Raw genomic sequence first — 24,078 nt, 5'->3', positions numbered from 1 at the left:
GGCGTCCAGGAAGGTGCTGCCCTGCCGGGGCCCGGCTCCTCGACGCAGCCGACCACTTCGTGCGTCACGCCACTCGCCTCTTGGTGACTGGTCCATCGCCCGCCGCGCGCGCCCCGACGGCGGGACGACCTCGGCGTCCGGACGGGAGACAGCCGTCGGGCACGCGCTTTCCGCTGACCGGGACCGGTGTGCCGGCTCAGCGGATGACGCGGGGCCGCAGCGCGGCCACGGAGCGCGCCCGGAGGGCGGAGAGCCATACGCCGGCCCCGTAGGCGAGGTCGTCCAGGCGGCGGGCGATGCCGTAACGGAGGGGATCGAGAGTGACCTGGTCGCGCCGGTACTCCAGGGCTGTATCGGCCAGGGCGGCGACCACCGCGGCCCGTCGTATCCGGCGGGAGAACACGCAGCCGACGGCCGTCAACGGCCACCAGTGACGGGTCAACAGCGCCCCCGTCTGGGCCAGGGTGGCGAGTGCTCCGTTGCCGGTGAGCCGCACGGCCAGCCGATACGGGTGCCGGGTGCCGTCGAGCTTGCGGGCTATGCGTACGGTGACCACGCCGAGAACGCCCGCCGCGGCCGGCGCCGACCAGCGCCGCCCGGCGAACAGCACAACGGCGAAGGCGACGCTCCACGGGGCGAACACGACCGGCGCGACGAACTCGGGGTGCCGCTCGGCAAGGGGCTGCGCCCCGGTGCCGTAGAAGGCCTTGCGCGGCAGCCAGTCCCCCAAGCGCACCCGGTGTTCGTGCGCCGCTCTGACGGCCGGTTCGTACCGTACCCGGCGGCCCGCCGCCACCAGCCGCCAGCACAGGTCGACGTCCTCTCCGACCCGCATGCCCGCGTCGAAACCCTCCCCCAGCGCGTCGACGCGGGCCACCACACAGGCCGAGGAGGCCCAGGAGACAGGGGTGCCGGGCCGTACCGGGGCAGGGTGGGCGCCGAGGTCGAGCGACGAACGGGAGTTCTCGTACCGTTCTATCCAGCTGGCGGCCTGAGTGGGCAGGCCGGTGATCCTGGGTACGGCCATCGCGACCCGGGGGTCGGCGAAGTGCCGGAGCAGGGTCGGGACCGTGTCGGGATCCAGGACGATGTCGGAGTCGGCGAAGACCACGTACGGGGTGGTGACGAGACGAAGCCCGGCGTTGCGCGCGCCGGCGGGCCCTACGTTGGCGGCCAGGGCGACCAGTCGGGCGCCGTGTGCGGCGGCGACGGCGGCGACGCCGGCCGGGTCCCGGGAGGCGTCGTCGACCACGATCACCGGGTGGGTCGTGCCGATGCTCCGCAGCAACCGGGTCAGTTGACGCGGTCGGTCGCGGACCGGAACAACCACCGTGCAGCGGGGGTCGGCAGGCGGCGGAAGGGCGGCGGCCACCGGATGGGCGAGGCCCGTGTCAAGCAGCCGGTCGGCGAGGAGTGCGCTCGCCGCGTCCCGGACGGGGAGGAGGCGGCCGACGAGCAATCGGCGCGCTCTCGGGGTCAGTTTGAGCAGCCGGGTCGGGTGGCCGCCGAGGAGCGCGCGGCCGCCGTCGACCAAGCGCGCGTGCCGGTCGAGTTCGACGACGAAGCCGCGGGGAAGGGTCATCGTCCCACCGGCTTCGTCAGCGGGTCAGGATCGGTCAGGCGGCCCCGGGCGTCGGAATTCCACGCGCCGATCCGGCGAACGGTGGCGGACACCATCGCGTCCAGCGCCCTGCGCCCCGCCTCGGCCGAGGCCCCGGCAGGATCACCCAGCACGCCACAGGGCGAAACCGCCCGGACGCCACGGGAGACCAACTCCGGCAGGAGCGCGGCCAAGGGACGCGGGTCGCCGGCGACGACGGCGTCGAGGCGTACCCGCCCGGGGTCCAGGTGCAGCATCAGGGAGGTCTCGGCGCGGCCTGCGTGCGCGTCACCGCCCGGTATCCCGCAGCCGGTCCAGCCGACGTCGTGGCCCTCGCTGCGCAGCTGCGCGACGGCCGTGTCGAGGGTGGCTGTGTTGCCTCCGTGGCCGTTGACGAACACGGTCCGGCCGGCCCACAAGGACAGCGAGCGCGTCAGCTCCACGATCACCGCTCGCAGGGCCACGTGCCCGATCGAGACGGTGCCGGGGAAGTCGGCGTGCTCACCGCTCGCTCCGTAGGCCAGTGCCGGCGCGACGAGTGGCGGGGCATACGGTTCGGTGGTGAGGGCGGCGGCCGTCCGCCGGGCGACGGCGTAAGCGACGACAGTGTCGGTGTCGAGCGGCAGATGGGGGCCGTGTTGCTCGGTGGAGCCGACCGGGACGAGGACGAGCGCACCGGACGGCACAGCCGGCCAGACGGCATCGGCCAGGGCGGACGGTGTGACGCTCCTCTGCACGTCATTCCCCTGCATGCTCAGGCAGCCGTGGGCCCGGCGGCGTGTGCGGCCCGGGCCGCCGGAAGCTCCTCGCTGCCCAGGGTCAGCCGGAAACCGGGAGGTACCGCCAGGTCGCCCGGCCCCAACTCGTGCACGGAGGAGTGCCCGAGGCCCAGGACCGCGGAGTCCAGCCCGCCGCGCAGGATGTCCAGGACGTTCTCCACACCGGTCTGTCCATTCGCCGCGAGGCCCCACAGATACGCGCGGCCGATCAGGACGGCGCGGGCGCCCAGGGCGAGTGCCTTGGCCACGTCGCCGCCGCGGCGGACCCCGCCGTCCAGCAGCACCTCGACCTGGCCGCCGACCGCGTCCGCGATGGCGGGGAGGAGGCGGATGGTGGCCGGGGTGGTGTCCAGGTTGTTGCCTCCGTGGTTGGACACGGAGAGGGCGGAGACACCGGCGTCGACCGCGCGCCTGGCGTCGTCCACCCGGGACACGCCCTTGAGCAGGAAGGGGCCGCCCCACTCCTCGCGGAGCCAGGCGACGTCGTCCCAGGTGGGCGGTGCGGTCTGCATCCACTCGCCGTAGGCGCCGAAGAAGGTCGGGGCCGCGCCGCCGGGGGCCGCCAGGTTGGGGACGGTGAGGTCGGGGACGCGTCCCGACCTGGCGAACCGCCACAGCCACCCGGGCCGGGGCAGGACATCGGGAGCGAACCGGAGCGCGGTCCTGAGATCGATCCTGTCGGGGATGGCGGGGCTGCCCCAGTCGCGGCCGTGGGAGAAGGACCAGTCGAGGGTGACGATGAGGGCCTTGGCACCCGCGGCGCGGGCCCGGTCCATACGCTGCACCATGGTCGCGCGCGTGCCGCTCCAGTACAGCTGGAAGAAGAGGTCCGGCTGGGCGAGGGCCACCTCCTCCACGGGCCTGCTCGCGAACGAGCTGAGGCCCATGATCACGCCCCGGCTCGCGGCGGCCCGTGCCACGGCCACCTCCCCCTCCGGGTCGACCGCCTGCACTCCCGTCGGCGAGATGAGCACGGGCAGCGCCGTGGGCACACCCAGGATCGTCGTGGACAGGTCGCGCTCCGCGTGGTGGCCCACGACGCGCGGTGCGAAGCCCAGTTCGGCGAAGGCCGCCATGTTGTCGTCGATGGTGCGGCCGCGCTCCGAGCCCGCGACGAGTGCGTCGTAGACCGAACCGGGCAGCCGCTTCCTTGCCCGGCGCTGAGCCTCGGCGACCGTCTCGAACCAGGGGTTCCTACGCATGGGTTCCGCCATTTCCGGTAGGTGTCGGGTCCAGCCCGGCCAGGGGATTCTCGGCGCACTCGGTCACCGGTGGGCGACGGGTGAGTACCAGGTCCACCGGGCGGGAGACGGTCCGGTGGGAGTGGTCCCCGGCGGGCTTGGGAAGGTGTGCAGTCCCGGGCCGGCGGCGGGCGAGGCGTTCTTCACCGTACCCCTGCACGCATTCGGGGTCGGGGCCGTCCAGCGGGAGCCCGGTGAAGAACTTCGCGGCCATGCAGCCACCCTTGCAGGTGTCGTAGAACGCGCAGGAGGCACAGGCGCCGCCGTGCTGCGGTGTCCGCAGCCGACGGAAGAGCTCCGAGTCGCGCCACACCCTGGAAAACCCACCCGGCTCACGGACGTTGCCGGCCAGGAACTCCTCGTGGATGGCGAACGGGCAGGCGTAGACGTCCCCGACCGGGTCGATCAGGCAGACCACGCGGCCGGCGCCGCACAGGTTGAGGCCCGGCAGCGCCTGGCCGTAGGCGGCGAGGTGGAAGAAGGAGTCGCCGGTCAGCACGTTCTCGCCGTGTGCCAGCAGCCAGTCGTACAGCTCGCGTTGCTGTCCGGCCGTGGGGTGCAGTTCGTCCCAGACGTCGGCGCCGCGTCCGGAGGGGCGCAGCCGGGTCAGGCGCAGCTGGGCGCCGAAGCGGTCGGCGAGCGCCTTGAAGTCGTCCAGCTGCGGGATGTTGTGCCGGGTGCAGACCACGGAGATCTTGAAGTTGCGCATGCCGGCGGCGGCGAGGTTCTCCAAGGCGGTGACCGCCGTGGCGTACGAACCGGGGCCGCGCACCGCGTCGTTGACGTCGGCGGTGGCGCCGTCGAGGGAGACCTGGACGTCCACGTAGTCGTTGCGGGCCAGGCGCTGGGCGGCTTCGGAGGTGACGCGGACGCCGTTGGTGGAGAACTTCACGCCCACGTGATGGTTCGTGGCGTAGTCCAGGAGTTCCCAGAAGTCGGGGCGGACGGTGGGCTCGCCGCCGCCGATGTTGACGTAGAAGACCTGCATGGCCTCCAGTTCGTCGATGACGGCCTTGGCCTCGGCCGTGCTCAGCTCGCGCGGGTCACGGCGGCCGGAGCTGGACAGGCAGTGGGCGCAGGACAGGTTGCAGGCGTAGGTGAGCTCCCAGGTGAGGCAGATCGGTGCGTCGAGCCCGTACTCGAACAGGTCGACCAGCCGGGACGAGGTGGGCGTGGCGGTCATGAGGTCCTCCCGACGACCATCGAGGACTGCGCGAGTACGGCGAGAGCCCGGCCGTAGCGGGACAGTTCGTCCTCCGCGAGACCCGCGGCCAGGCAGGCGGCACGGGCCGTGGGCGCGTCCGCGAGCGCCTGGACGACGGCCAGGAGCCGACGGTCCTTGAGGAACGACAGCCTGCGGGTGCCGAAGTGGTAGAGCAGCGCGCCGAAGGGTTCCGGCCGCACAGAGACCTGCGGATGCAGGTCCCAGGCTCGGTCGAGGTCGATCGCTGTCACGGCGGCGCGCCCTAGTAGACGCCGCACATGCCGTCGATGGAGACCTCCTCGATCAGTTCGTCGGCCTCGATCAGCGACTGTTCCGTCGGGGTCCTCTCGTCCTGGTTCTCGCCGACCGGGACGGGCGGGGTGGCGTGGAGCTCGTTCATGCGACTCTCCCTGGGCATCGCTCCCATCGGACACCCGGAGAATAATGACACCGAGCGCCAAAAGTGAAGACGTCGGACCGTACTGAGCTTTCAAGGGGTCATGGATGAAGATCGCCGCGCTGGACAGGTACTTGACGTTGTGTCACTCCCCGATATCGAACGGGCGCCCGTGAGAAGCCCCGACGTCATAGTCGTCGGGGCCGGTGGCAGCGGTGCCGTGCTCGCGGCGCGGCTCAGCGAGGATCCCAGCCGTACCGTGCTGGTGCTGGAGGCGGGTCCGGCGCCGTGTCAACCATCCGCGTTCGCAGCGGAGTTGCTGGACGGCCGGCTGGTGCCCGGCGCCCAACCCGGGCATCCCGCCGTGGAGCCGTACGCCGTCCACCTGGCTCCCGGGCGTCCGTACACCGTCCCACGAGGCCGCGTCCTCGGCGGCTCGACGACCGTCAACGGCGGGTACTTCGTCCGAGCCCGGCGGGCGGACTTCGACCGCTGGTCGGGCGCGGGCGGCGCGGCCTGGTCGTACGACCGGATGCTGCCGTTCCTCCGCGCGCTGGAGACCGACCTCGACCACGGCGCCGACCCGGTGCACGGCGGGCGCGGGCCGGTGCACGTGCGCCGCACAGATCTCGGTCATCCCGCCGCCGTCGCGTTCCGGGCGGCCGCCCGGGGGCTGGGATTTCCCGAAGAGCCGGACAAGAACGCCGAAGGCGCCCCAGGCTTCGGTCCGGTGCCGTGCAACGTCGTGGACGGAGTGCGCGTCAACACCGGCATCAGTCACCTGCTGAGCGCGTCGGGCCGCCCCAACCTCCGAGTGGAGGGGGGCAGTACGGTCCTCCGGGTCGTCGTCGAGCACGATCGTGCGACCGGCGTGGTGGTCGAGCGGGACGGACACCGCCGGACGGTACGTGGTGGCGAGGTCGTGCTCTGCGCCGGCGCACTGCGTTCCCCCCAGCTGCTCCTCCTCTCGGGCATCGGCCCCCGCCACCGACTGGCCGCCCTCGGTGTGCCCGTCGTCCGGGACGCCCCGGCCGTCGGGGTCCGGTTCGGCGACCATCCGCAGGTGGCCCTGGAGTGGACGCCCCGGCGGCCCCTGCCGGCCCCCGTCGGCTCGTGGCTCGGCGGCGCGCTGCACCTGTCATCGTCGGACGGGACTCATCCGGGCGATCTGGAGATTCTCCAGTCCCTCGTTCCGATGGCCGGCCTCACGGGCGGCAAGACGTCCGTACCCGGCGCGCCGCTCGCCTTCCTCGTCTCCGTCCAGACACCGCGGCTGACCGGCAGGATGCGCATCCGGTCCGCGGACCCCGCGACGCCTCCGGGACTCGACTACGGCTACCTGTCGACCACAGCCGACCGGCGCCGCATGCGCGAAGCGGTCCGTGTCACCGCCGAGTTGATCGGTACGGGCGACTTCGCGGAGGTCTCCGGAGGACTCGCGGGGCCCGGTGCGAAGGTACTGGGCGACGACCGTCTGCTCGACGACTGGGCCCTCGGGCATCTCGGCACGTCCCACCACACCTGTGGCACGGTCCCCCTGGGACCCGCAGACGATCCCCGGGCCGCCGTCGACCCCTACGGCAAGGTCTACGGTGTCGAAGGTCTGCGAGTCGCGGACACATCCATCCTGCCGACCCCTCCGCTCAGGGGTCCGGCGGCCACCGCCGTCCTCATCGGCGAGGTCGTCGCCGAGGCCATGCGACACGATCCGACGCCGTGAACGGCACGGCGCCGCGGGCACGGTCAGCCGCGTGGGGGCAGATCCCGGTATCCGTCGGCGAGTTGCCGCACGGCCAGGTCCAGCAGTGTGCTCAGGTCGGCGTCCTCGTCGGCCAGCCACTGCTCGTACGCGGTGACACAGGCGGCCAGGACGGTACTGCCGATCAGCCGGGGCAGCATGTCGGAGGCGGGGCGGCCCAGGCGACGGGCGGCGAACTCGGTGACCAGGACCCGCCACGACGCGTACCGCACGGCCGAGTCCGCCTGAAGGGTCGGCACGCGCAGGATGAGGGTCATGCGCTGCCGGTGCCACGGCACCACCGCCGGATCGAACCGGTTGAACTCGACGACCGCCTCGCGTACCGCATCCATCATCGGCCGGTCAGGGTCGGCCGCGGCCAACAGGGATTCGAGCCGGGTGAGCTGATCCTCGAAGTCGCCCCACACGAGGTCGTTCTTGGAGGCGAAGTAGCGGAAGAAGGTACGGCGACCGATACCCGCCGCGGCGGCGATGTCGTCGACGGTCGTGTCGTCGAAACCGCGCCGGGCGAAGAGTTCGAAGCCCAGCCGTTCGAGTGCGGCCCGTGACGTCGCCCGTGGCCGTCCTGTCCGGGCGGACCCCACAGAGACCACCGCGTTCCCCCGAGGCGACTCCATTCTCGGTCCCTTCGACTGGCATGACCTGCCGCCCACGACGAGCGGCGACCTCGGCGATTCGCGCGGCGTCGGCGCCATCCTCCCATCACACATCAGGCACGGCCCCGGCGCCTCACATCGACCGAGCGATCGGCAGGCCTGAAGCGCCGGCCGGGCCCATGCGCCACACGAAGGAGAGCATGCCGTTGACCATTCAGTCCAGCACGCGGCAGTCAGACGGTCGGAGAGATTTCTCAATTATCTTGGACTCGCCGGACTTCAGTTATCGAAAGCGACTCAGCGCGCCACTCCGGATTGCCGCGAAAAGGATTCCTTTCGCGGCTTTCTGTCAGAACCAGTTACACGAACCCACCTTTCGTAATCGCGGTCATGGAGTCGACATGCATATCGGGATACACCCGTTGGACACAGCGCGCCAAGACTCCACGCCAAGCAACCCGCGCCCGCCGTCGGAGCACCCGCCTCAAGGCGCGTGCGGGCTCCGCGATCATGACTGCTGCCCCTTGCCCCAAAAGCTCTGCGTATGGACGGCAGAACGTGGGCAGTCGCCGGCCCCACATTCGTGCGCAGCGGATGGCGCGGGGAACCCGGCAACGACTTCGAACCCTCCTTGCGGCCGGTGAGGCCGCAGCCTCCGCCTCGCGCCCTGGTTCGGGCAGGCCTGTCGTCTGCCTTGCCGGTGATGGTGATATGCGGTTGATGCCGGAACCGGGCCGTGCGGATGTCGGCCGCCGGAGCAGTCGCGTACTCGGTGCCCAGCCCTCCGATGCCGACGAAATGCGCACGCGTCAGGTCGAGCGGCAACGCCGGAACATGGGACTCGATCCCGGGAACGCCTGCGCCGGGTGGGAGCAATTGCGGTCGGCCCTCAACGGTGACGCCGGCATCGGCAGCCGCAGTGGAGTTCGGGTGCGGGAGAGTTACTCCTCGCCGGAAAGGCGATGGAAGCGGAGTGTCCCTCCGACCGCGTCGAGCGCTTATGTTCAAGGACGCCGAGCAGGGTCGTCCAGTGACGCGTTCTCGCACATCCCGTCAGCCGCATCCCCGAAGCCGATCAGAGCCAATGCGTACCGAAGGTGCTCCGCCATATCGAAGCTCGGGTCGTACAGCCACTGGAGCTGGACCCCGTCCACGATCGCCAACAAGATGCCCGCGAGCCGGTCCGCGTCGACGTCGACCGGTAGACGCCCCGCCTCCTGTTCGGTTCTCAGACTGGCGGCGAACCTGGACCGCACCCACGCGTACCGGTTCTCGAAATAGACATGGGAGGGATGATGCCGGTCGATGGCCTCAGCGGCCAGCCGTGCATAGAGCTCCACCTGACCGGGCACATCGGCGCTGCGCCGGACGCGGTCGGGAAGGTCGTGGATGAGTTCGCCGTGACGGTCCGGGGCGCGCGCCGCGGCATCGTCGGCGGCGTCTATGTCGATCTTGTCGCGCCTCCTCACGATCTCTGTGAAGAGGTTCTCCTTGCTCCCGAAGTAGTGCAGCAACCCGGTGGTGCTGAGCCCGACCGCGTCCGCCAGCTGGCGGACGGTCGCGTTCCTGTAGCCGGCCTGAGCCACGATCTCCAGGGCGACCTTGAGGATCTCCTCACGCTTCGCCACACCCTTGGCGTACGAACCTCGACCAGCCATGTGGTGATCGTAACCCTTGCGCCGAAAACAGAACGCCGATAGTTTTTCAACACAGACCGACAGTCTGTTTTCAGCTCGCCGCCTCGGCATCAGGGGCGCGATCCGGCCGCCCTGGCTCGCACGAACGGGCGCGGGAGCCGCCATGCCCGCCATATCCCCTGTACGAGCTTTCGTGACCGTACGACACAGGAGAGTGGGGCAATGAGCCTCGTTGCGAACGAACGGCTGCTGGAAGCCGTGTTCAATCGGCTTGTTCCAGCCGATCAGTGGCCAGGAGGCTGGAACGGCGGAGTGCGGGACTACCTGCGCGCCCAGTGGCACGCCGACCTCGTCTGGTCCCACGCGCCCCTGGAGCACCTCGCCGACTTCCTGACCCGCGCCTGTGGCGACGGACCGGACTTCGGCGAACGGAACACCGCCGAGCAGGACCGCCTGCTGGCGGCCGCCGAAGCCGACCCGGAAGCAGCCAAGTCACTGCTCGCCGCCATACGCATCGCCAACGAGGGCTTCTACGGCCGGGACAGCGCTCACGCGCCTGCGGGATGGGAGATGCTGGGCTTCGCTCCTGGGCCGACAGTCGCACGTGTGAAACCGGCCTCGACCATTGCCCACTCTGAGATCAGGGCCCATTACGACACCATCGTCGTCGGCTCGGGCCTCGGCGGTGCCGTGGCCGCGTCGGTGCTGTCCGCCGCAGGAGCGGACGTCCTGGTCGTCGAGCGCGCCGCCGCCATGTCGACGGAAGAACTTCGCAGCGACCATCTGCACGGCAAGCGCTCGGTGTACGCCACATCGGTGGGACCGGGTCCCGGCCATCCCCGAGTAACGGTGCTGGCGGACGGCACCGAGCAGGTGATCGACGCCACGGCGGGTGGTGACATCTGGGGCCTGGTCGCCATGACCGTCGGTGGAGGCACCCGGCTGTGGCAGGGCATGTCCTGGCGCTTGTTCCCCGAGGACTTCGCAATGGCCACCACCTACGGCACACCGGAGGGCGCCGACGTTCTCGACTGGCCTGTCGGCTACGACGAGATGGAACCGTATTACAGCGACGCCGAGTGGAAGCTGGGAGTCGCGGGCCACGACGAAGCCCTGAGCGCCCGGACCCCGCGCTCCCGCGGATACCCGATGCCCCCTCTGCCTGATGACGCCGTACGTTCCCTCTTCCGTACGGCGGGTGAGAAAATCGGCGTGCGCACCGGCCCCATTCCCTTCGCCGTCAACAGTGTGGTGCGGGACGGCCGGCCGCCCTGTGCCAGGTGCGGCCAGTGCGTGGGCCACGCCTGCCCGGTCGACGCGAAGAACGGGGCACACAATACGTTTCTCGCGCGGGCTCTGCGCACCGGGCGCTGCGATCTCCTGGTCGGCGCTCCGGTGCTCGGGATCTCCCACCGCGGGCAGCGGGCCGAGGGCGTGCGCATGCTGGTCGACGGTGCCGAACGCACCATCTCCTGCAACCGGGTCGTGGTGGCGGCCGGAGCGATCGAGACCCCTCGTCTGCTCCTCGCCAGCGGCCTCGGCAACGACAACGTCGGACGTTTCCTGCACGGCCACTCGGCAAGCATGGTGGCTGGAATCGCACCGGAGGCGGTGGGCCTGTTCCGAAGCCCGGGGCATTCCGTGGCCACGTTGGACTTCGTCCACGACGGGCAGGCGCCGATAGGTGGAGGGGTCGTGTTCGACATGTTCTCTCTGTACCCGCTGATGCTCTCCACCATGGCCGGGCGCTTCGGCGGCGGCCTGTACGGCAGTGAACACAAGAAGTGGATGCGGGAGATGGCACCACGCTTCGTGGGTCTGATGTCGATGGCCCAGGAACTGTCCTCACCGGACGGACGTGTCCGCCTTCACCCCTCCCTGCGCGATGCCAACGGCGTACCGGCGCCGATCGTCACCGGACCACAAGTGCAGGCCACCGAGGACAATCGGGCCTACCTGACGAGAGTCACCATGAAATGGCTCGAAGCCACCGGCTGCTCCCAGCCGACCGACCTGCTTGCCGGACGCACCAGGCAGTCGACACCTCGCATTCCCGCGACGGAACACGCGTGCGGGACCGCGCGGATGGCGGACGACCCCAGGAGGGGAGCGACCGACCGCTACGGCCGTCTGCACGGCGCACCGAACGTCTACGTGTGTGACGCCTCCCTGCTTCCGTCAAGCGGTGGCGTCAATCCCGGTCTCACCATCGCGGCCAACTCCCTGCGGGTGGCGCGCTCCTGGCTGGACCAGGGGTGATCGGCCGCCCCGCCACGAGGATTGCCGGGTCGCCCCGCCACGACGCGGACCATCTGTGACGCTCCGCTTCTGACCGCCCACCGGTCCGGTGCAGCGGCATCCTCCGTCCCCCAGAACCGATCGACATCCCCGGGACCACCCACCGAGCCTCCGTCAACTTGAAGTCGCAGGTCAAAGGGCTTGGTATAGCCAGCTCTCGGGGTGCTCACGCTGTCTCCGGAGTAGATCATCCGGCGGAGTGGTCTCGGCGGCGGATCAAGCGTCGGGACAAGTTGTCGAGCGTCGGAGGCAGCGACGGGGCAGGGCGGACGGACGCCTGAGTCGTCTTTGCCTGGAGGTCTTGTCAATGTGGGCCGTCTGCCGCTCGACTGGCCGACATGGCCAGCGGCAACAGCGCCTCCGAGTCCACTGTCCGCCGTTGGCGCGACGAGCTGGTCACCCTGCTCGCCGCTCAGGCCCCGCGCCTGGACCGCGCTCTGAACAAGGTCGTCGAGCGGGGCGGGGAGGTGGTCCTGACCGACGGCACCCCCAACCCCACCCAGCGCCGCACCGGGAAGGCCGACCGGCAGGACCACTCCGGCAAACACCATCGTCACGGCCTGCACTTCCCCGGCCTGACGGACGAGAAGGGCCGCCCGATCTGGATATCCGCTGCCCGTCACGACCGCATGCTGGCCCAGCTGCGCGCCGCCGGCCTCGGCGCCCTCGCCGATCTGGGCTTCCGCGGCCTGGACAACGAGGTACGCGACCCCGTGATCGTCACCGGCTTCCACGCCAGCCGCACCCACAAGCTCACTCCGGGCTAGAAGGCAGCCAACCGCGTCCCGGCCATCACACGGGCACCGGTCGAACACGGCTTCGCCCACCTCAGGAACTGGCGGACCCTCACCAAGCTGCGCACCGACCCCGCCCACGCGACCCGCCTCCTGCGCGGCTTGCTCGTTCCAACGAACCTCGAAGTCGACCGCTGACAGAGGATCTGCTCCGCGGACAGCTGTCGACGACCAGCGTCAGCAGCCCGATAACCGGTCACACCAGCCCTTTGACCTGCGACCTCTCCCGCAAACGCGCCGCCGTCCGACGGCTGTGCGACGAGCACGAGATCGACGACATCGAGGAGGTGAGGCTGTCTCGACGTCCGTCCGAATGACACCCGCGTACCTCCCGGAGCGGCCGACGAGTTCCTCCCGATCACCACGTGGTGGCCACGGTGCGAAGGGCGATCCAACCGCCGGCGCGGACGGTGTAATCGGTGGCCAGTTGAAGCCGCCAGTGCGCCCGAGTGCCGTACACGGTCGCGTCTGTGACGGTTAGGGCGACGAGGCGAGCCTCGTCACCATGGATGTGGAGCGTCATGCTCTTCGGATCGATGGTGTGGTAGACGAACCGGCCTTGCCGCATCTGGGCCAGCCATTCGGCCTTCGGCTGCACGTATCCGGTCATGTGGGTGAGGGTGAACCCGTCATCGAGCAGTTGATCCAGTGCCGTGGTGTCCCCCTCGTCCATGGCTGTCAGACAGGCGTGGTGAGCACCGGAGATCTCCTCGCGTGCGCTCTGATCGGCTGATGACTGCACGATGGCTCCAAGAACGGGTACGGTCCTACCGCCAGCCGACGCAGGTACGGCAGGCGTGGCTGTCGTCGCAGAGGCGCGCGCCGGTGACGCCGTGCGGGTGCAGAGCTCGGCAGCTCCCCGCACCCGCACGACGCCAGCGCGGAACACGCGGGACAACGGTCACCGGCCGAGCAGACGCATTCCCGCCTCGTCATGGTGGCCGCCCGCGGCCGCGGGCAGGTTGTCGAGCTTCTCGATCTGCTCGACGCTGAGCACGATGCCGTCGGCGGCGATGTTCTCCTCCACCCTTTCCACACGCTTGGTGCCCGGGATGGGAGCGATGTCGTCCCCCTGCGCCAGCAGCCAGGCCAGGGCCACCTGCGCGGGCGTCGCCCCGGCCTCCTCGGCGACCGACCTGACCTCGTCGGCCAGATGCAGATTGCGCTGGAAGTTCTCACCGGTGAAGCGAGGGTTGTTCTTACGCCAGTCGGTGTCCACGAAGCCGTCGGTAGAGCGGATCTGCCCGGTGAGAAAACCGTGGCCGAGCGGCGAGTAGGGCACGAACCCGATGCCCAGTTCCCGCAGCAGAGGCAGCGTCTCGGCCTCCGGATCACGAGTCCACAGGGAGTACTCCGACTGCAGCGCGGCGACCGGGTGGACGGCGTGGGCTCGCCGGATCGTCGCCACGCCCGCCTCGGAGAGTCCGATGTGACGTACCTTGCCCTCGGCGACCAGTTCCGCCATCGTTCCGACGGTGTCCTCGATGGGCGTGTCCGGGTCGACGCGGTGCTGGTAGCAGAGGTCGATGTAATCCGTGCCCAGGCGCTTGAGGGAGCCCTCCACGGCGATGCGGATGTTCGCCGGACTACTGTCGACACCGCTTGCGCGGCCGGTGTGCGACATGAATCCGAACTTCGTGGCGACGACGACACCGTCGCGGCGCCCCTTCAGAGCCCGGCCGACGAGCTCCTCGTTGGTGAAAGGACCGTACATCTCAGCGGTGTCGATCAGGGTGACGCCGAGGTCGAGCGCCCGGTGGATGGTACGGACCGACTCCGCGTCGTCCGTGCCGGCCCCGGTGTAGGCGTGCGACATCGACATCGCGCCCAGGCCGATCCGGGAAACCTCCAGACCGCCCAGCCTTATGTACTTCATCATCCGCTCCCTGCGCTCTGATTCGGGGGCGCACGCGAACGCCCGCCGGGAGAACCCGATCTTCAAACCACAGTTCAGCCTGCTGCAGCTGCGCGCCACCTGGGAGACCGCGTTGTTCCGGGGAGTGGCGTTCCAGGGAGTGTCAGGGCCCCCCGGCTCCGCGCCCTAGCTGATACGGATCTCAGCCAGCTGCAAGCGGTACTTGGCGGGCTCGTCGGCGGCGGGGGTGCCGAGCTTGGAGACCTGCAGGCGCAGGCGGCGGGCGGTGGTGGTCTGGAAGCCGTAGGTCTGCACGAGCCCGCCGGGGTTGGGTTCGGCGGTGACGGAGCGGACGGCCGTGCAGACGCTGGAGCCGTCCGGGCGGGTCTGGATCGTGAAGTCGACCGGGAAGCCCGCGGTACCGCCCCCGGCTCCCGCCGTGTCGGTGCGCGGGAAGAGGCGTACGGCGTCGGGGTCGGTGTCGGTGCCGAGGTCGATCTCCACCCGGACGGGGTCGGCGCCGACGTCGGCGGCAAACCGTGCATCAGACGCCTTCGACGAAGTGCCCGGCCATCGGATGCGCTCGGTCTCAGGTCACCGCACCTGCGCACCAGCTCATCAACCTGCAGGCGATCATGCTCAAGAGTTCAGGACGCAGATTACGGGAGAGCGTCGTCCGTGGAAGGGGCCGAGTCGACTTCCTGCAAAACTCCTCCCCTGTTCGTCAAAGCGGCCGACCGGCCGCCGCGTCAGAACCCCGTCCTCCTCACTCGCAGCCCCACATCGCGGACCGGCCTCGAGTCCGTCGACGAGCCCATCAGCGGATTGTCGAAGTCCTCAGCCAAGGACGCGTACCGTTCGGCGCCGGATCTGCGGCGCCTGGCAGTGGCGGAGTGCGGCGCCTGCATGGCGGAGGCCGAGCATCCGAAGCACCTCCGCGGAAAACGGGGTGCGCTGAGCCGGGGAGCACGATTCCTGGTAGTGACACGGCCCCCCTGCTGTGTGGCTTTCCCTGATCTTCCACTGCGACACTGATTCGGCGGTCGGCCGGGAAGCAGACACCCGATCCACGTGCTTGTCGTCCCAGCACCGCAGTCCGGCCCTCCGGTGTGTCCGACGGGTCAGTACCTCGGACCGGCCTTGGGCCCGCTCTCCCGAACCGCCGCACGCGATGGACCTCTCACAGAGGTCATCGCCATGTCACTCCTATGTCATCACCCTGATTCTGCCGCTGAGGAAACACGGACAGGATTCGGCAACGCAAGGAAGTTCCATGTCTGACAGATCCCTGAAGAAGAGGTTGCGGACGGTCACGGTCGCCACCGCGGCCGCGACCGTCCTCGTGTCCGCGCCCACCGCCTTCGCCGCCACGCCGACGCACCACCACTCCGAACCCGTCGTCGGCGCCGTGCACACGGTGGCCGCGTTCGACTACGCCTCCGGCCAGATCCCGGAGAACATCACTCTCAACCCCGATCGGTCCATCACCCTGTCGATGATCGGCGCGGCGGCCGGCAAGGCGCCCTCGCTGGTGCGCATCTCGCCTTCCGGACAGCGGACGGTTCTCGCCACCTCCACCGAGGGTGACGGCATCACCGGCAACATCCGCGGCAGGGACGGCACGGTCTACTACAACGTCTGGTCCTCCGACGCCGCCCGCTCCGGCGTTTGGAAGATCGCGCCGGGCAACGCACCCGAGCGACTCGCCGCACTGCCCACCGACGGCCTGCCCAACGGCATGGCCATCGACCCGAGCGGCCGGACCATATACGTCGCTGACAGCCTCAAGAGCACGGTCTGGGCCGTGCCCGTAGCCGGCGGCAAGGCCAGGGCGTGGCTGACGGACGCGGCGCTCGCCCCCGTCGGCACCGAGGCCGTGCCTTTCGGAGCCAACGGCCTGCGCTTCCACAAGGGCTCGGTCTGGGTCTCCAACCTCGCCAAGGACAGCCTGCTGCGCATCCCGGTCTCCTCCGACGGCAAGCCGGGCCGCATCCACGTCATCACCGAGAACATCGACGGCGTCGACGACTTCAGCTTCCTCAACGACCGCTCCGACGTGGTCTTCGCGGCCCAGAACGCCCCGGACAAGGTGTCCGTGATCTATCCGGACGGGAGGGTCCGGACGGTTCTCACCCACGCCGACGGTCTGGCCTCGCCCAGCGCCACCGCGGTCAGCGGCAACGAGTTGTATGTCACCGACGGTGGACTCAACGCACCCCACAACGCCCGACTGCAGCGCGGGAAGATCAACTTCTGCGCTCTGTGACCCAGGCAGAGTCCTGACCCAGGCCCGGCCGGGAGGCAGCCGACATGATCGGCGCTGCCTCCCGGCCGGCTGGTTCTCCCCGCCTCGCAGCACCTTGCTTCAGGCCCGCACCGTGTGTCGCAACTCCGCGAACCACCAGGTCTCGACGGCCGCGAGAGCGGTGAGGATGACCACCACACCGGCCAGCCCGGCCAGGGGCGGCAGCACGGCCGCCGCCGGCGTCCAGGCCGCCACCACCACCAGCGCCGCCAGGCGGAAGGGCCCCCACACGTTCACCGCCAGCCGCCCGAACAGCAACAACCCGGCCAGGTAGACGGCCGCGCCCCCGCACAGCGCGCCGGCCGAGAACCAGCCGAGTCCGTGGTCACCGGCCGCGTGCCCGACGACCCCCTCGATACCGAGCGCGCTCAGCACGATGCCCGCCACCAGGGGGAAGTGCCCGACTCCGTAGGCACCGGCCGCGAGCGCGAGGCGGGCCTCCCGCTCCGCGTGGTGCAGTCTGCGCCGCGCCACCACGGTGACCACGTCGAAGTACAGCCACCACAGAGCCATGGCCGCGCCCACACCCAGGGCTGCCGCCGTCAGAAGCGACACACTCACCGGCAGTCTGGCCGCGCCCACGCCAAGGGCGGTCAGCGACTCGCCGATGGCGATGATGACGAACAGTTCGTACCGCTCGGCGAAGTATTCGGCGCTGTGGATCCGCCAACTGCCCCTGCGGGACGTGGCGTACACGACCCCCCAGTCCACCGCGATCGCCGCCGCGAACAGCACGGTCTGCACGCTCCCGCCGGCGGACGCGCCCGCCAGCAGCAGAGCGCCCCCGGCCAGCACCGGCGGCCAGGAGACGACGACCTGCCGTACCAGCTCCCGGTCTCCCCTGGCGAGCAGGCCGTACACCACCAGATGGACGCAGCGTACGAACACATACGCCCCCGCGAGTACCAGCGGACCGTCCAGGCCTCCGGGTGCGTCGTGCCATGCCTCCGGCACGGCGAGCGCCACCACGAACACCCCGGCCATGGCCAGGCCCATACCCGCACGCACGATTCCCAGATCGGCGCCCGCCTGGTTGCCGAGCCAGGCGTAGGCCGACCACGACCACCACAACAGCGCCAGCAGCAACAGGCCCTGCAGCACGCCCATACCGGTGTGGGCGTGGGCCATGAACTCGGTGACCTGGGTGAGTGCGAAGACGTACACCAGATCGAAGAACAGCTCGAAGGTCGTCACCCGTTGGTCCGACGACAGTGGGCGGGTGACCGCCGACGGTCTGCCCCTCCGTCGCTGTTCCCCCTGACCGGCCGTGGCCGGTGTCTCTCTTTCACGCATGACGCGAGTATCGCGCGCCACTTCGCCGCCACCGTGCCCTTCGTCGGCTTGCTCGCGCCGTTCGGGGGGCCGTGTGGTGCCGGGGAACGCTGTTCATGGGTATGACAGGGCCCCTCTGCCGGCTGGCCTGCGCGTCACGCGGCTCACAGACCGGCGGACATGACTGATCCACAGCAGGCCGGCACACTCACCCTCAACAACGGCGTCACCATTCCGGCGCTCGGCCTCGGAGTCTTCCAGAGCCCGCCGCAGGCGACGGCCGGGGCGGTGGAGGCAGCACTGCGTACCGGTTACCGGCACATCGACACGGCAGCGGCGTACTTCAACGAGCGCGAGGTCGGTGAGGGCCTGCGCCGCTCCGGCGTGGACCGCGCCGAGGTGTTCATCGAGACCAAGATCTGGGTCAGCGACTACGGCTACGGCGAGACGCTGCACGCCTTCGAGAAGAGCACCCGCAAGCTCGGCGTAGACCGACTCGACCTGCTCCTCCTGCACCAGCCGGTGCCCGAGCGTTTCGACACCACCGTGGCCGCCCACCAGGCACTGGAGAGGCTCTACGAGGAGGGCAAGGTCCGGTCGATCGGCGTCAGCACCTTCATGCCGCACCATCTTGCGGAGCTCGTGGAGCGCACCAGCGTCGTGCCCGCGGTGAACCAGGTCGAGTTGCACCCGTACTTCACCCAGCCCGATGTCCAGAAGGCGAACGCCGAGCACCGCGTGCTGACCCAGGCGTGGTCCCCGATCGGCGGGATCACCTTCTACTGGGACAAGGACAGGACAGGACGCAGCACGCTCCAGGACCCGACCGTCCAGGCCGTCGCGCAGGCGCACGGAAAGGCGGCGGCCCAGGTGCTGCTGCGCTGGCACATCCAGCACGGACGCAACGCGATCCCGAAGTCGACCAGTCCGACCCGTATCACGGAGAACTTCGACGTGTTCGGCTTCGAGCTGTCGGCCGACGAACTCGCCGCTCTCGACGCGCTCGACACCGGGGTCCGGGGCGGTCCCGACCCCAACGTGACGAGCCCGGAGCGATTCAAGGTCGTCATCCCCGAGAACTGACCGACCGGAGGCAGGGCGCCATGCAGACACGGCGACCGGGATCGCTGACCGTCTCCGCCATGAGCCTCGGTTGCACGGGACTGAGTGCCCGCGGCCGGTACCGCGGCCGCCCTCGGTGACGCCCCGCGCGAACCACACCTCTCGCAGTTCGCTCTGCTGACGTGAGGCCGGGGAGCGTCGATCCCGGGATCGGCAAGCCCCCTGGCCTCCGCCGCAGGTCGGGATGGGTCACACTGGACACCATGAGACGTGAGCAGGCCACTACGAGCGGAGGAACGGAGCTGGGGCGTTACCTGCGTACCCGCCGTGCTCGGCTCAATCCGGCCGAGGCCGGGTTCGAGGCACAACCCGGCCGGCGGCGCATCCCCGGGCTGCGCCGTGAGGAGCTGGCCACTCTGGCCGGGATCAGCATCGACTACTACACGCGCCTCGAACAAGGCCGTGAGACTCGGCCCAGCCCGTCCGTGGTCGACTCTCTGGCGCGCGCGCTGCATCTGGAGCAGGAGGAGCACGAGCATCTGCGAAGCCTTGCCCTGATCGCCGCGCGCGGCCCTGCCGGGCAACAGCCCGCTCCGTCCCGCTCGGTACGACCGGGGGTGGAACTCCTTCTGGAGAGCCTGCGGCCGAACCCCGCGTACGTGGTCAGCCGCACCAACGACGTGCTGGCCTGCAACCCCGGCGGTCTGCGTCTGCTGCCCGGCATGGAGGACTGGCCTGCCGGCAAACGCAACATCACCCGCTACGCCTTCCTCCACCCCGCTGCCCGTGACCTGTTCGCCGACGACTGGCACAACCAGATCCGCGGCGGCATGGCCCAGCTGCGCGTGCTGGCCGGCACCGAACCCGACGCCCCCGACCTGGCCCGTCTGGTGGATGAACTGCTCCTCAAGAGCCCGGAGTTCGCCCGTATGTGGGACCGGTACGAGGTCCGGGTCCGCGCTCACGGCAACAAGATCTTCCATCATCCGGAGGCCGGAACTCTGACGCTCGGCTTCCAGGCCATGGAGCTGGAAGGAACACCGGGCCATCGTCTGCTCACCTTCTGCGCCGGGCGAGGCACTACGGATCACGATGGTCTCGTCCTGCTCGACATGGCTGCGCAACAGGGCGGCGCAGGTCTTCGAAAGCCCCGCGCCGGTTACGACGACACCGCTCCTTCAGCGCTCTGACCTGCACGGATTTGCCTTGGGTGGGTGTATCGCACCCATGAACAGCACTCCCCTGACCAGCACGGCCTGGTACGGGTGACGCGTATCCAGCAGGCTGTAGGCGGATGCTGCGACCGGTCGGCAATCGGCAGTCGGCGCAGCACAGGGAGTAACAGCGGTGACGCTCGTCGGGTCGCACAGGACTCGAAGCGATGGTCGGCGGCCTCCGGCCGGACCGCTCCGCACTCCCTTCCCCCACAGGATCAGCACCACTGGAGAAACCGTGCTCACCGTCAACGCCTATGGCGCCACGTCCGTGGCCGAACCACTCGTCCCGATGACCGTCGACCGTCGGGACGTCGGCCCGCACGATGTTCTGATCGAGATCGCGTACTGCGGAATCTGCCACTCTGACATCCACTTCGCCCGTGGGGAGTTCGGCGACATCCCCACCCCCCTCGTCCCTGGCCACGAGATCGTCGGAACCGTGACCGAGGTCGGCACCGAAGTCACCAAGCACGCCGTCGGCGACCGGGTGGGCGTCGGCTGCATGGCAGACTCCTGCCGCGAGTGCGCCAACTGCCTCAAGGGCGAGGAGCAGTACTGCCTCAAGGGCCACACCCTGGTGTTCGGCAGCGTCGGCCGGGACGGCCGGGTCACCCAGGGCGGCTACTCCACCCACATCGTCGTGACCGAGGACTTCGTCCTGCGGATCCCCGACGGCCTCCCGCTCGACAGCACCGCTCCCCTGCTGTGTGCCGGCATCACCACCTACTCGCCGTTGCATCACTGGGGCGCGGGTCCCGGCAAGAAGGTCGCGGTCGTCGGCCTCGGCGGCCTGGGCCACCTGGCCGTCAAGATCGCCAAGGCGATGGGCGCCGAGGTCACCGTGCTGTCCCAGTCCCTCAAGAAGCAGGAAGACGGCCTGCGCCTGGGTGCGGACCACTACTACGCCACCGGCGACCCCGCGACCTTCGAGAACCTCGCCGGAAGCTTCGACATCATCCTCAACACGATCAGCGCCAAGATCGACGTGGACGCCTACCTCTCGCTCCTCGCCCTCGACGGCGCCCTGATCAACCTCGGAGCCCCCAGCGAGCCATTGCCGGTGAACGTGCCTTCCCTGTTCGCCAACCGGCGCTCCTACGCCGGATCGCTGTTCGGCGGCATCAAGGAAACCCAGGAGATGCTCGACTTCTGCGCCGCGCACGGCATCGGCGCCGAGATCGAGCTCGTTCCGGCGGAGAAGATCAACGAGGCGTTCGACCGTGTCCTCTCCTCTGACGTGCGGTACCGGTTCGTGGTGGACTCCTCCTCGCTGGCCTGACACACGACACGGGGCCAGGCGGTCCGCACCGGCAGGTCACCGAACGTCATTGCCCTGTGCCGCCGCGACGAGGCCCGGCTGGAGGCGGCGGGCGACGTCCACATGGTCGCCGGTCCAGATGACGCGGACGGCGGTGGCCGTCGCCTGGCCCCGCCCGTCGACGAGGTCGGTGCGGACGGACTCGACGAGCCGCGCCGCGGACTCGGGACGGAGCTGCGCAGGGTCCGGGACGGGCGCCTTCCGCCCGAGGCTCGCCGCGAAGCCGCAGTACCACTCCATGACCCGGGAGGCGGCGCCGAGAACGGCACGGCGGGCATCGAACTGGTCGGTGGTCGTGTCCGTGGGACCGGCGTGCCGCCACAGGGAGACGACCGCGTCCGCGGCGAGACGCAGCACGGCCACGCCGGTGACGAGGGCGGTCATGTCGGCCAGTGACAGCGGCTTGGTGCCGCGTTCGGCCAGACAGGTACGGTCAGCGTCGTCGAGGCGGCGGGCGGAGTCCGCCGCCGCACGCTGGCGTTGCACCGGTTCGGCGACCGGCGTGGTGGGCTCTGCCGGGTCCACGGAGCCAAGCGCGTAGTGCAGAGCGTCCACAAGACAGCGGGCACTGTCGGAGTACGCCTCCGCGAGCACGTCGTGGACCGGCTGCATCATGGGGCCGGTGAAGTCGACCATCAACAGCATCGAGAACGATCCGAACGCGGCGAAACCCGCCGTCGTCGGCTCCTCTGGTACCACGAATGTGATGCATAGCCCCGGGAGTGATTTGCTGCCACACGTCACTGGTCGCACGCGTCTTGCATGCCCTGGTCCGGGATGTTCGCACGCCCTCAGCCACGGAGATTCGGAGGTACCGCCTTCCTCACGGCCGAGGCCCGACGGTTGTCAATCCGGACTGGTACGCGATCACCACCAGCTGAGCCCTGTCCCGCGCATGCAGCTTGCCCATGGCACGCTGGATATGGCTGCGCACCGTCAACGGACTGACCACCAGCATCTCGGCGATCTCGACATTGGACCTCCCGGTCCCGACCAGGGCCACGATTTCACGCTCACGCTGGGTGAGCGTGTCGATGCCCTCGACGGAGACGGCGCTGCTCGGGTCGGGAGCCGCGAGATAACGGGTGATGAGCGCTCGGGTGGCTGTGGGCGACAACAGTGAGTCGCCCGCCGCCACGATCTTGATCCCCCCGAGCAGTGTCTCAGGAGTGGCGCCCTTGCCCAGAAACCCGCTCGCACCGGCCCGCAATGCCTGGGCCACGTATTCGTCGTTCTCGAAGGTGGTCAGGATGAGTACCCGTACCTCCGCCAGATCGGGGTCCGCGCAGATCACGGTGGTCGCGGCCAGTCCGTCTGTGCCCGGCATGCGGATGTCCATCAGCACCACGTCGGGGCGGTGGGCGCGGGTGAGTTCGATCGCTTCCTGGCCGTTGGCAGCCTCCCCGATGACGGACATACCCGGGGTGGCGTCGATGAGTACACGGAAGGAGGCCCTCAGCAGGCTCTGGTCGTCGGCCAGAAGGATGCGGATAGTCATGACACGAAACTTTCTGGTGAGCCGATGGGGTCCAGGGGCAGTACGCAGGTGACGTCGAACCCACCGTCGGGGCGAGGCCCGGCGGTCAGAGTTCCGTCGACCGCCTGAGCTCGTTCCCGCATACCGATGAGGCCGAAGCCTGTGGAGGAGACAGGGGCGGCGGTCCTGGGGCCGTCGTTGCTGACCCTCAGCGTCAGACGGTCCGGAGCGTATGTCAGATGTACGCACGCCGCCTGGGTCTGGGCGTGCTTCGAAACGTTGGTCAGCGCCTCCTGCAGGATGCGGAAAGCGGTCAGGCCGATGGTCGAGGGGAGTTGACAGGGAGCGCCCTGCACCCGGACTTCGACTTGGAGACCGGCCGCTGCCAGGCTCTCCGTGAATTCCGGCAGTCGATCCAGGCTGGGCACCGGTTCCAGTGGGGAGTCCGTGTCGGTGTCCTCGCGGAGCAGCCCGACCGTGGCCTTGAGTTCCTGCAGAGCCGAGGCGGTCTCACCGACCAGGTTGTCGAGCATCTCGATCGACTGCTCGGGGTGAGTTCGTGCCAGGTGTGAGGCGATGCCCGCCTGTGTGTTGGCGAGGGTCAGATGGTGCGCCACCACGTCGTGAAGGTCCCGGGCGATGCGCATGCGCTCCTGGGCGACCCGGTACCGGGCCTCCTCCTCCCGCGTCCGCTCGGCGTGCTCGGCCCGAGCGTGGGCCTCCGCGACGTACGCTCGGCGCATCTGCACGTAGCTGCCGAGGGCAGCCGGGAGAAAAGCCCAGGCCATGGGGTTCACCGTGGACAGAACGAGCGGAGTGCCACTCGGGCCGAGCAGCACCCCCGCGACCATGACGGAGAGCGCGGCGCCCACGGACCAGTTGCGCACGGTTCGGCGCTCGGCCCGGGTGCCCAGGAAGTAGAGAGCCACGATCAGCGGGGTCATGGCCAGCGGATTGAGGAGATAACCCAACGCCGCTTCCACCATGGCACACGCCATGGTCACCACCAGCACGGAGCGCAGATGGCTGCGGTGCCAGAGGAGGCTCAGTCCTGCGACGGCCGAAAGGACCATCCCGGGCCAGGCCGCCAACGGGTGCATGAGCTTGTCACCGGAGACGACGGTTCCGACGACGCTCACGCCGATCAGCAGCAGCACCGCAGGGGCGCTGCTGCCACGAGACGAGTGCTTCCCACCACCCCGCCACCTGGCCTTCATCATTCTCTCCAAGGGATAGGAGACATCTGCACCGGCGGTTGGCCGCCCCG

Annotated in this window: 22 protein-coding genes; 7 read left to right on the top strand and 15 right to left on the bottom strand. The window is 69.7% G+C overall.

Features of this window, described 5'->3' with window-relative positions:
• Nucleotides 1-196: 196 nt before the first annotated feature.
• From mftF to mftA, 6 genes are read right to left on the bottom strand one after another with little or no spacing between them, the layout of a single operon-like run.
• Entirely contained in the window at nucleotides 197-1,582 is a 1,386-nt protein-coding gene (gene mftF, locus IEZ11_RS43315; protein WP_189268577.1) for a mycofactocin biosynthesis glycosyltransferase MftF, read from the bottom strand.
• Nucleotides 1,579-2,337 (bottom strand): mycofactocin biosynthesis peptidyl-dipeptidase MftE, encoded by a 759-nt coding sequence (mftE, locus tag IEZ11_RS43310; RefSeq protein WP_229713717.1) that lies wholly within the window; start codon nucleotides 2,335-2,337, stop codon nucleotides 1,579-1,581. Before mftE ends, mftF begins: the two co-directional genes overlap by 4 nt.
• 17 nt (nucleotides 2,338-2,354) lie before the next feature.
• Nucleotides 2,355-3,581 (bottom strand): pre-mycofactocin synthase MftD, encoded by a 1,227-nt coding sequence (gene mftD / locus IEZ11_RS43305; protein ID WP_189268575.1) that lies wholly within the window; start codon nucleotides 3,579-3,581, stop codon nucleotides 2,355-2,357.
• The gene (mftC, locus tag IEZ11_RS43300) at nucleotides 3,574-4,803 is read right to left on the bottom strand and encodes a mycofactocin radical SAM maturase (protein ID WP_189268574.1); all 1,230 of its coding nucleotides are present in this window, start codon (nucleotides 4,801-4,803) and stop codon (nucleotides 3,574-3,576) included. The genes mftD and mftC overlap by 8 nt, the downstream gene beginning before the upstream one ends.
• The gene (gene mftB / locus IEZ11_RS43295; RefSeq protein WP_229713716.1) at nucleotides 4,800-5,075 is read right to left on the bottom strand and encodes a mycofactocin biosynthesis chaperone MftB; all 276 of its coding nucleotides are present in this window, start codon (nucleotides 5,073-5,075) and stop codon (nucleotides 4,800-4,802) included. Before mftB ends, mftC begins: the two co-directional genes overlap by 4 nt.
• Nucleotides 5,076-5,086: 11 nt before the next feature.
• Entirely contained in the window at nucleotides 5,087-5,224 is a 138-nt protein-coding gene (mftA, locus tag IEZ11_RS43290; protein ID WP_189268573.1) for a mycofactocin precursor MftA, read from the bottom strand.
• Between the two features lie 169 nt (nucleotides 5,225-5,393).
• Here mftA and mftG point away from each other — a divergent pair, with 169 nt between their 5' ends.
• On the top strand, nucleotides 5,394-6,941 hold the full coding sequence (gene mftG / locus IEZ11_RS43285; RefSeq protein WP_229713715.1) for a mycofactocin dehydrogenase MftG: 1,548 nt from the start codon (nucleotides 5,394-5,396) through the stop codon (nucleotides 6,939-6,941).
• Nucleotides 6,942-6,964: 23 nt separating this feature from the next.
• On the opposite strand, the gene mftR is transcribed toward mftG, so the two are convergent.
• Together mftR and IEZ11_RS43275 are read right to left on the bottom strand one after the other, a co-directional pair.
• Nucleotides 6,965-7,573: a mycofactocin system transcriptional regulator MftR gene (gene mftR / locus IEZ11_RS43280; protein ID WP_229713714.1), complete on the bottom strand. Its 609-nt coding sequence runs from the start codon at nucleotides 7,571-7,573 to the stop codon at nucleotides 6,965-6,967.
• A gap of 1,007 nt (nucleotides 7,574-8,580) precedes the next feature.
• Nucleotides 8,581-9,204, bottom strand: coding sequence for a TetR/AcrR family transcriptional regulator (locus tag IEZ11_RS43275; protein WP_229713713.1), 624 nt, complete (start codon nucleotides 9,202-9,204; stop codon nucleotides 8,581-8,583).
• A 231-nt stretch (nucleotides 9,205-9,435) separates the two neighbouring features.
• Between IEZ11_RS43275 and IEZ11_RS43270 the strand changes: the two genes are divergently transcribed.
• Together IEZ11_RS43270 and IEZ11_RS43265 are read left to right on the top strand one after the other, a co-directional pair.
• Nucleotides 9,436-11,472, top strand: coding sequence for a GMC family oxidoreductase N-terminal domain-containing protein (locus tag IEZ11_RS43270; RefSeq protein WP_189268570.1), 2,037 nt, complete (start codon nucleotides 9,436-9,438; stop codon nucleotides 11,470-11,472).
• A 377-nt stretch (nucleotides 11,473-11,849) separates the two neighbouring features.
• Complete coding sequence (locus IEZ11_RS43265; protein ID WP_189268569.1) at nucleotides 11,850-12,278, top strand: hypothetical protein; 429 nt, start codon at nucleotides 11,850-11,852, stop codon at nucleotides 12,276-12,278.
• Nucleotides 12,279-12,663: 385 nt separating this feature from the next.
• On the opposite strand, the gene IEZ11_RS43260 is transcribed toward IEZ11_RS43265, so the two are convergent.
• The 3 genes from IEZ11_RS43260 to IEZ11_RS43250 form a co-directional block, all read right to left on the bottom strand.
• A complete protein-coding gene (locus IEZ11_RS43260; RefSeq protein WP_189268568.1) occupies nucleotides 12,664-13,047 on the bottom strand; it encodes a nuclear transport factor 2 family protein in 384 nt (127 codons plus the stop codon).
• A gap of 159 nt (nucleotides 13,048-13,206) precedes the next feature.
• Entirely contained in the window at nucleotides 13,207-14,181 is a 975-nt protein-coding gene (locus tag IEZ11_RS43255) for an aldo/keto reductase (RefSeq protein WP_189268567.1), read from the bottom strand.
• Nucleotides 14,182-14,346: 165 nt separating this feature from the next.
• A complete protein-coding gene (locus IEZ11_RS43250) occupies nucleotides 14,347-14,664 on the bottom strand; it encodes a glycoside hydrolase family 78 (RefSeq protein WP_189268566.1) in 318 nt (105 codons plus the stop codon).
• 769 nt (nucleotides 14,665-15,433) lie between these two features.
• Between IEZ11_RS43250 and IEZ11_RS43245 the strand changes: the two genes are divergently transcribed.
• Nucleotides 15,434-16,426, top strand: coding sequence for an SMP-30/gluconolactonase/LRE family protein (locus tag IEZ11_RS43245; RefSeq protein ID WP_189268565.1), 993 nt, complete (start codon nucleotides 15,434-15,436; stop codon nucleotides 16,424-16,426).
• Between the two features lie 99 nt (nucleotides 16,427-16,525).
• Here IEZ11_RS43245 and IEZ11_RS43240 read toward each other — a convergent pair whose 3' ends face one another.
• Complete coding sequence (locus IEZ11_RS43240; protein ID WP_229713712.1) at nucleotides 16,526-17,659, bottom strand: low temperature requirement protein A; 1,134 nt, start codon at nucleotides 17,657-17,659, stop codon at nucleotides 16,526-16,528.
• Nucleotides 17,660-17,917: 258 nt separating this feature from the next.
• Between IEZ11_RS43240 and IEZ11_RS43235 the strand changes: the two genes are divergently transcribed.
• From IEZ11_RS43235 to IEZ11_RS43225, 3 genes are all read left to right on the top strand, one after another.
• Complete coding sequence (locus IEZ11_RS43235) at nucleotides 17,918-18,820, top strand: aldo/keto reductase (RefSeq protein WP_189268563.1); 903 nt, start codon at nucleotides 17,918-17,920, stop codon at nucleotides 18,818-18,820.
• 242 nt (nucleotides 18,821-19,062) lie between these two features.
• Complete coding sequence (locus tag IEZ11_RS43230) at nucleotides 19,063-19,989, top strand: helix-turn-helix transcriptional regulator (protein ID WP_189268562.1); 927 nt, start codon at nucleotides 19,063-19,065, stop codon at nucleotides 19,987-19,989.
• Between the two features lie 262 nt (nucleotides 19,990-20,251).
• The gene (locus tag IEZ11_RS43225; RefSeq protein WP_373295048.1) at nucleotides 20,252-21,295 is read left to right on the top strand and encodes an NAD(P)-dependent alcohol dehydrogenase; all 1,044 of its coding nucleotides are present in this window, start codon (nucleotides 20,252-20,254) and stop codon (nucleotides 21,293-21,295) included.
• Nucleotides 21,296-21,331: 36 nt separating this feature from the next.
• Here the strand turns inward: IEZ11_RS43225 and IEZ11_RS43220 are convergent, their stop codons facing one another.
• From IEZ11_RS43220 to IEZ11_RS43210, 3 genes are all read right to left on the bottom strand, one after another.
• Nucleotides 21,332-22,033, bottom strand: a complete 702-nt coding sequence (locus tag IEZ11_RS43220; protein ID WP_189268561.1) for a hypothetical protein — start codon at nucleotides 22,031-22,033, stop codon at nucleotides 21,332-21,334.
• 124 nt (nucleotides 22,034-22,157) lie between these two features.
• On the bottom strand, nucleotides 22,158-22,832 hold the full coding sequence (locus tag IEZ11_RS43215) for a response regulator transcription factor (protein WP_189268560.1): 675 nt from the start codon (nucleotides 22,830-22,832) through the stop codon (nucleotides 22,158-22,160).
• A complete protein-coding gene (locus IEZ11_RS43210) occupies nucleotides 22,829-23,968 on the bottom strand; it encodes a sensor histidine kinase (protein WP_229713711.1) in 1,140 nt (379 codons plus the stop codon). Before IEZ11_RS43210 ends, IEZ11_RS43215 begins: the two co-directional genes overlap by 4 nt.
• Nucleotides 23,969-24,078 lie beyond the last annotated feature (110 nt).

It is taken from the genome of Streptomyces fuscichromogenes (assembly GCF_014645815.1).
GTDB lineage: Bacteria > Actinomycetota > Actinomycetes > Streptomycetales > Streptomycetaceae > Streptomyces > Streptomyces fuscichromogenes.
The sequence above is the reverse complement of the archived record's forward strand: the minus strand, read 5'-3'. Positions and strand labels throughout refer to the sequence as shown.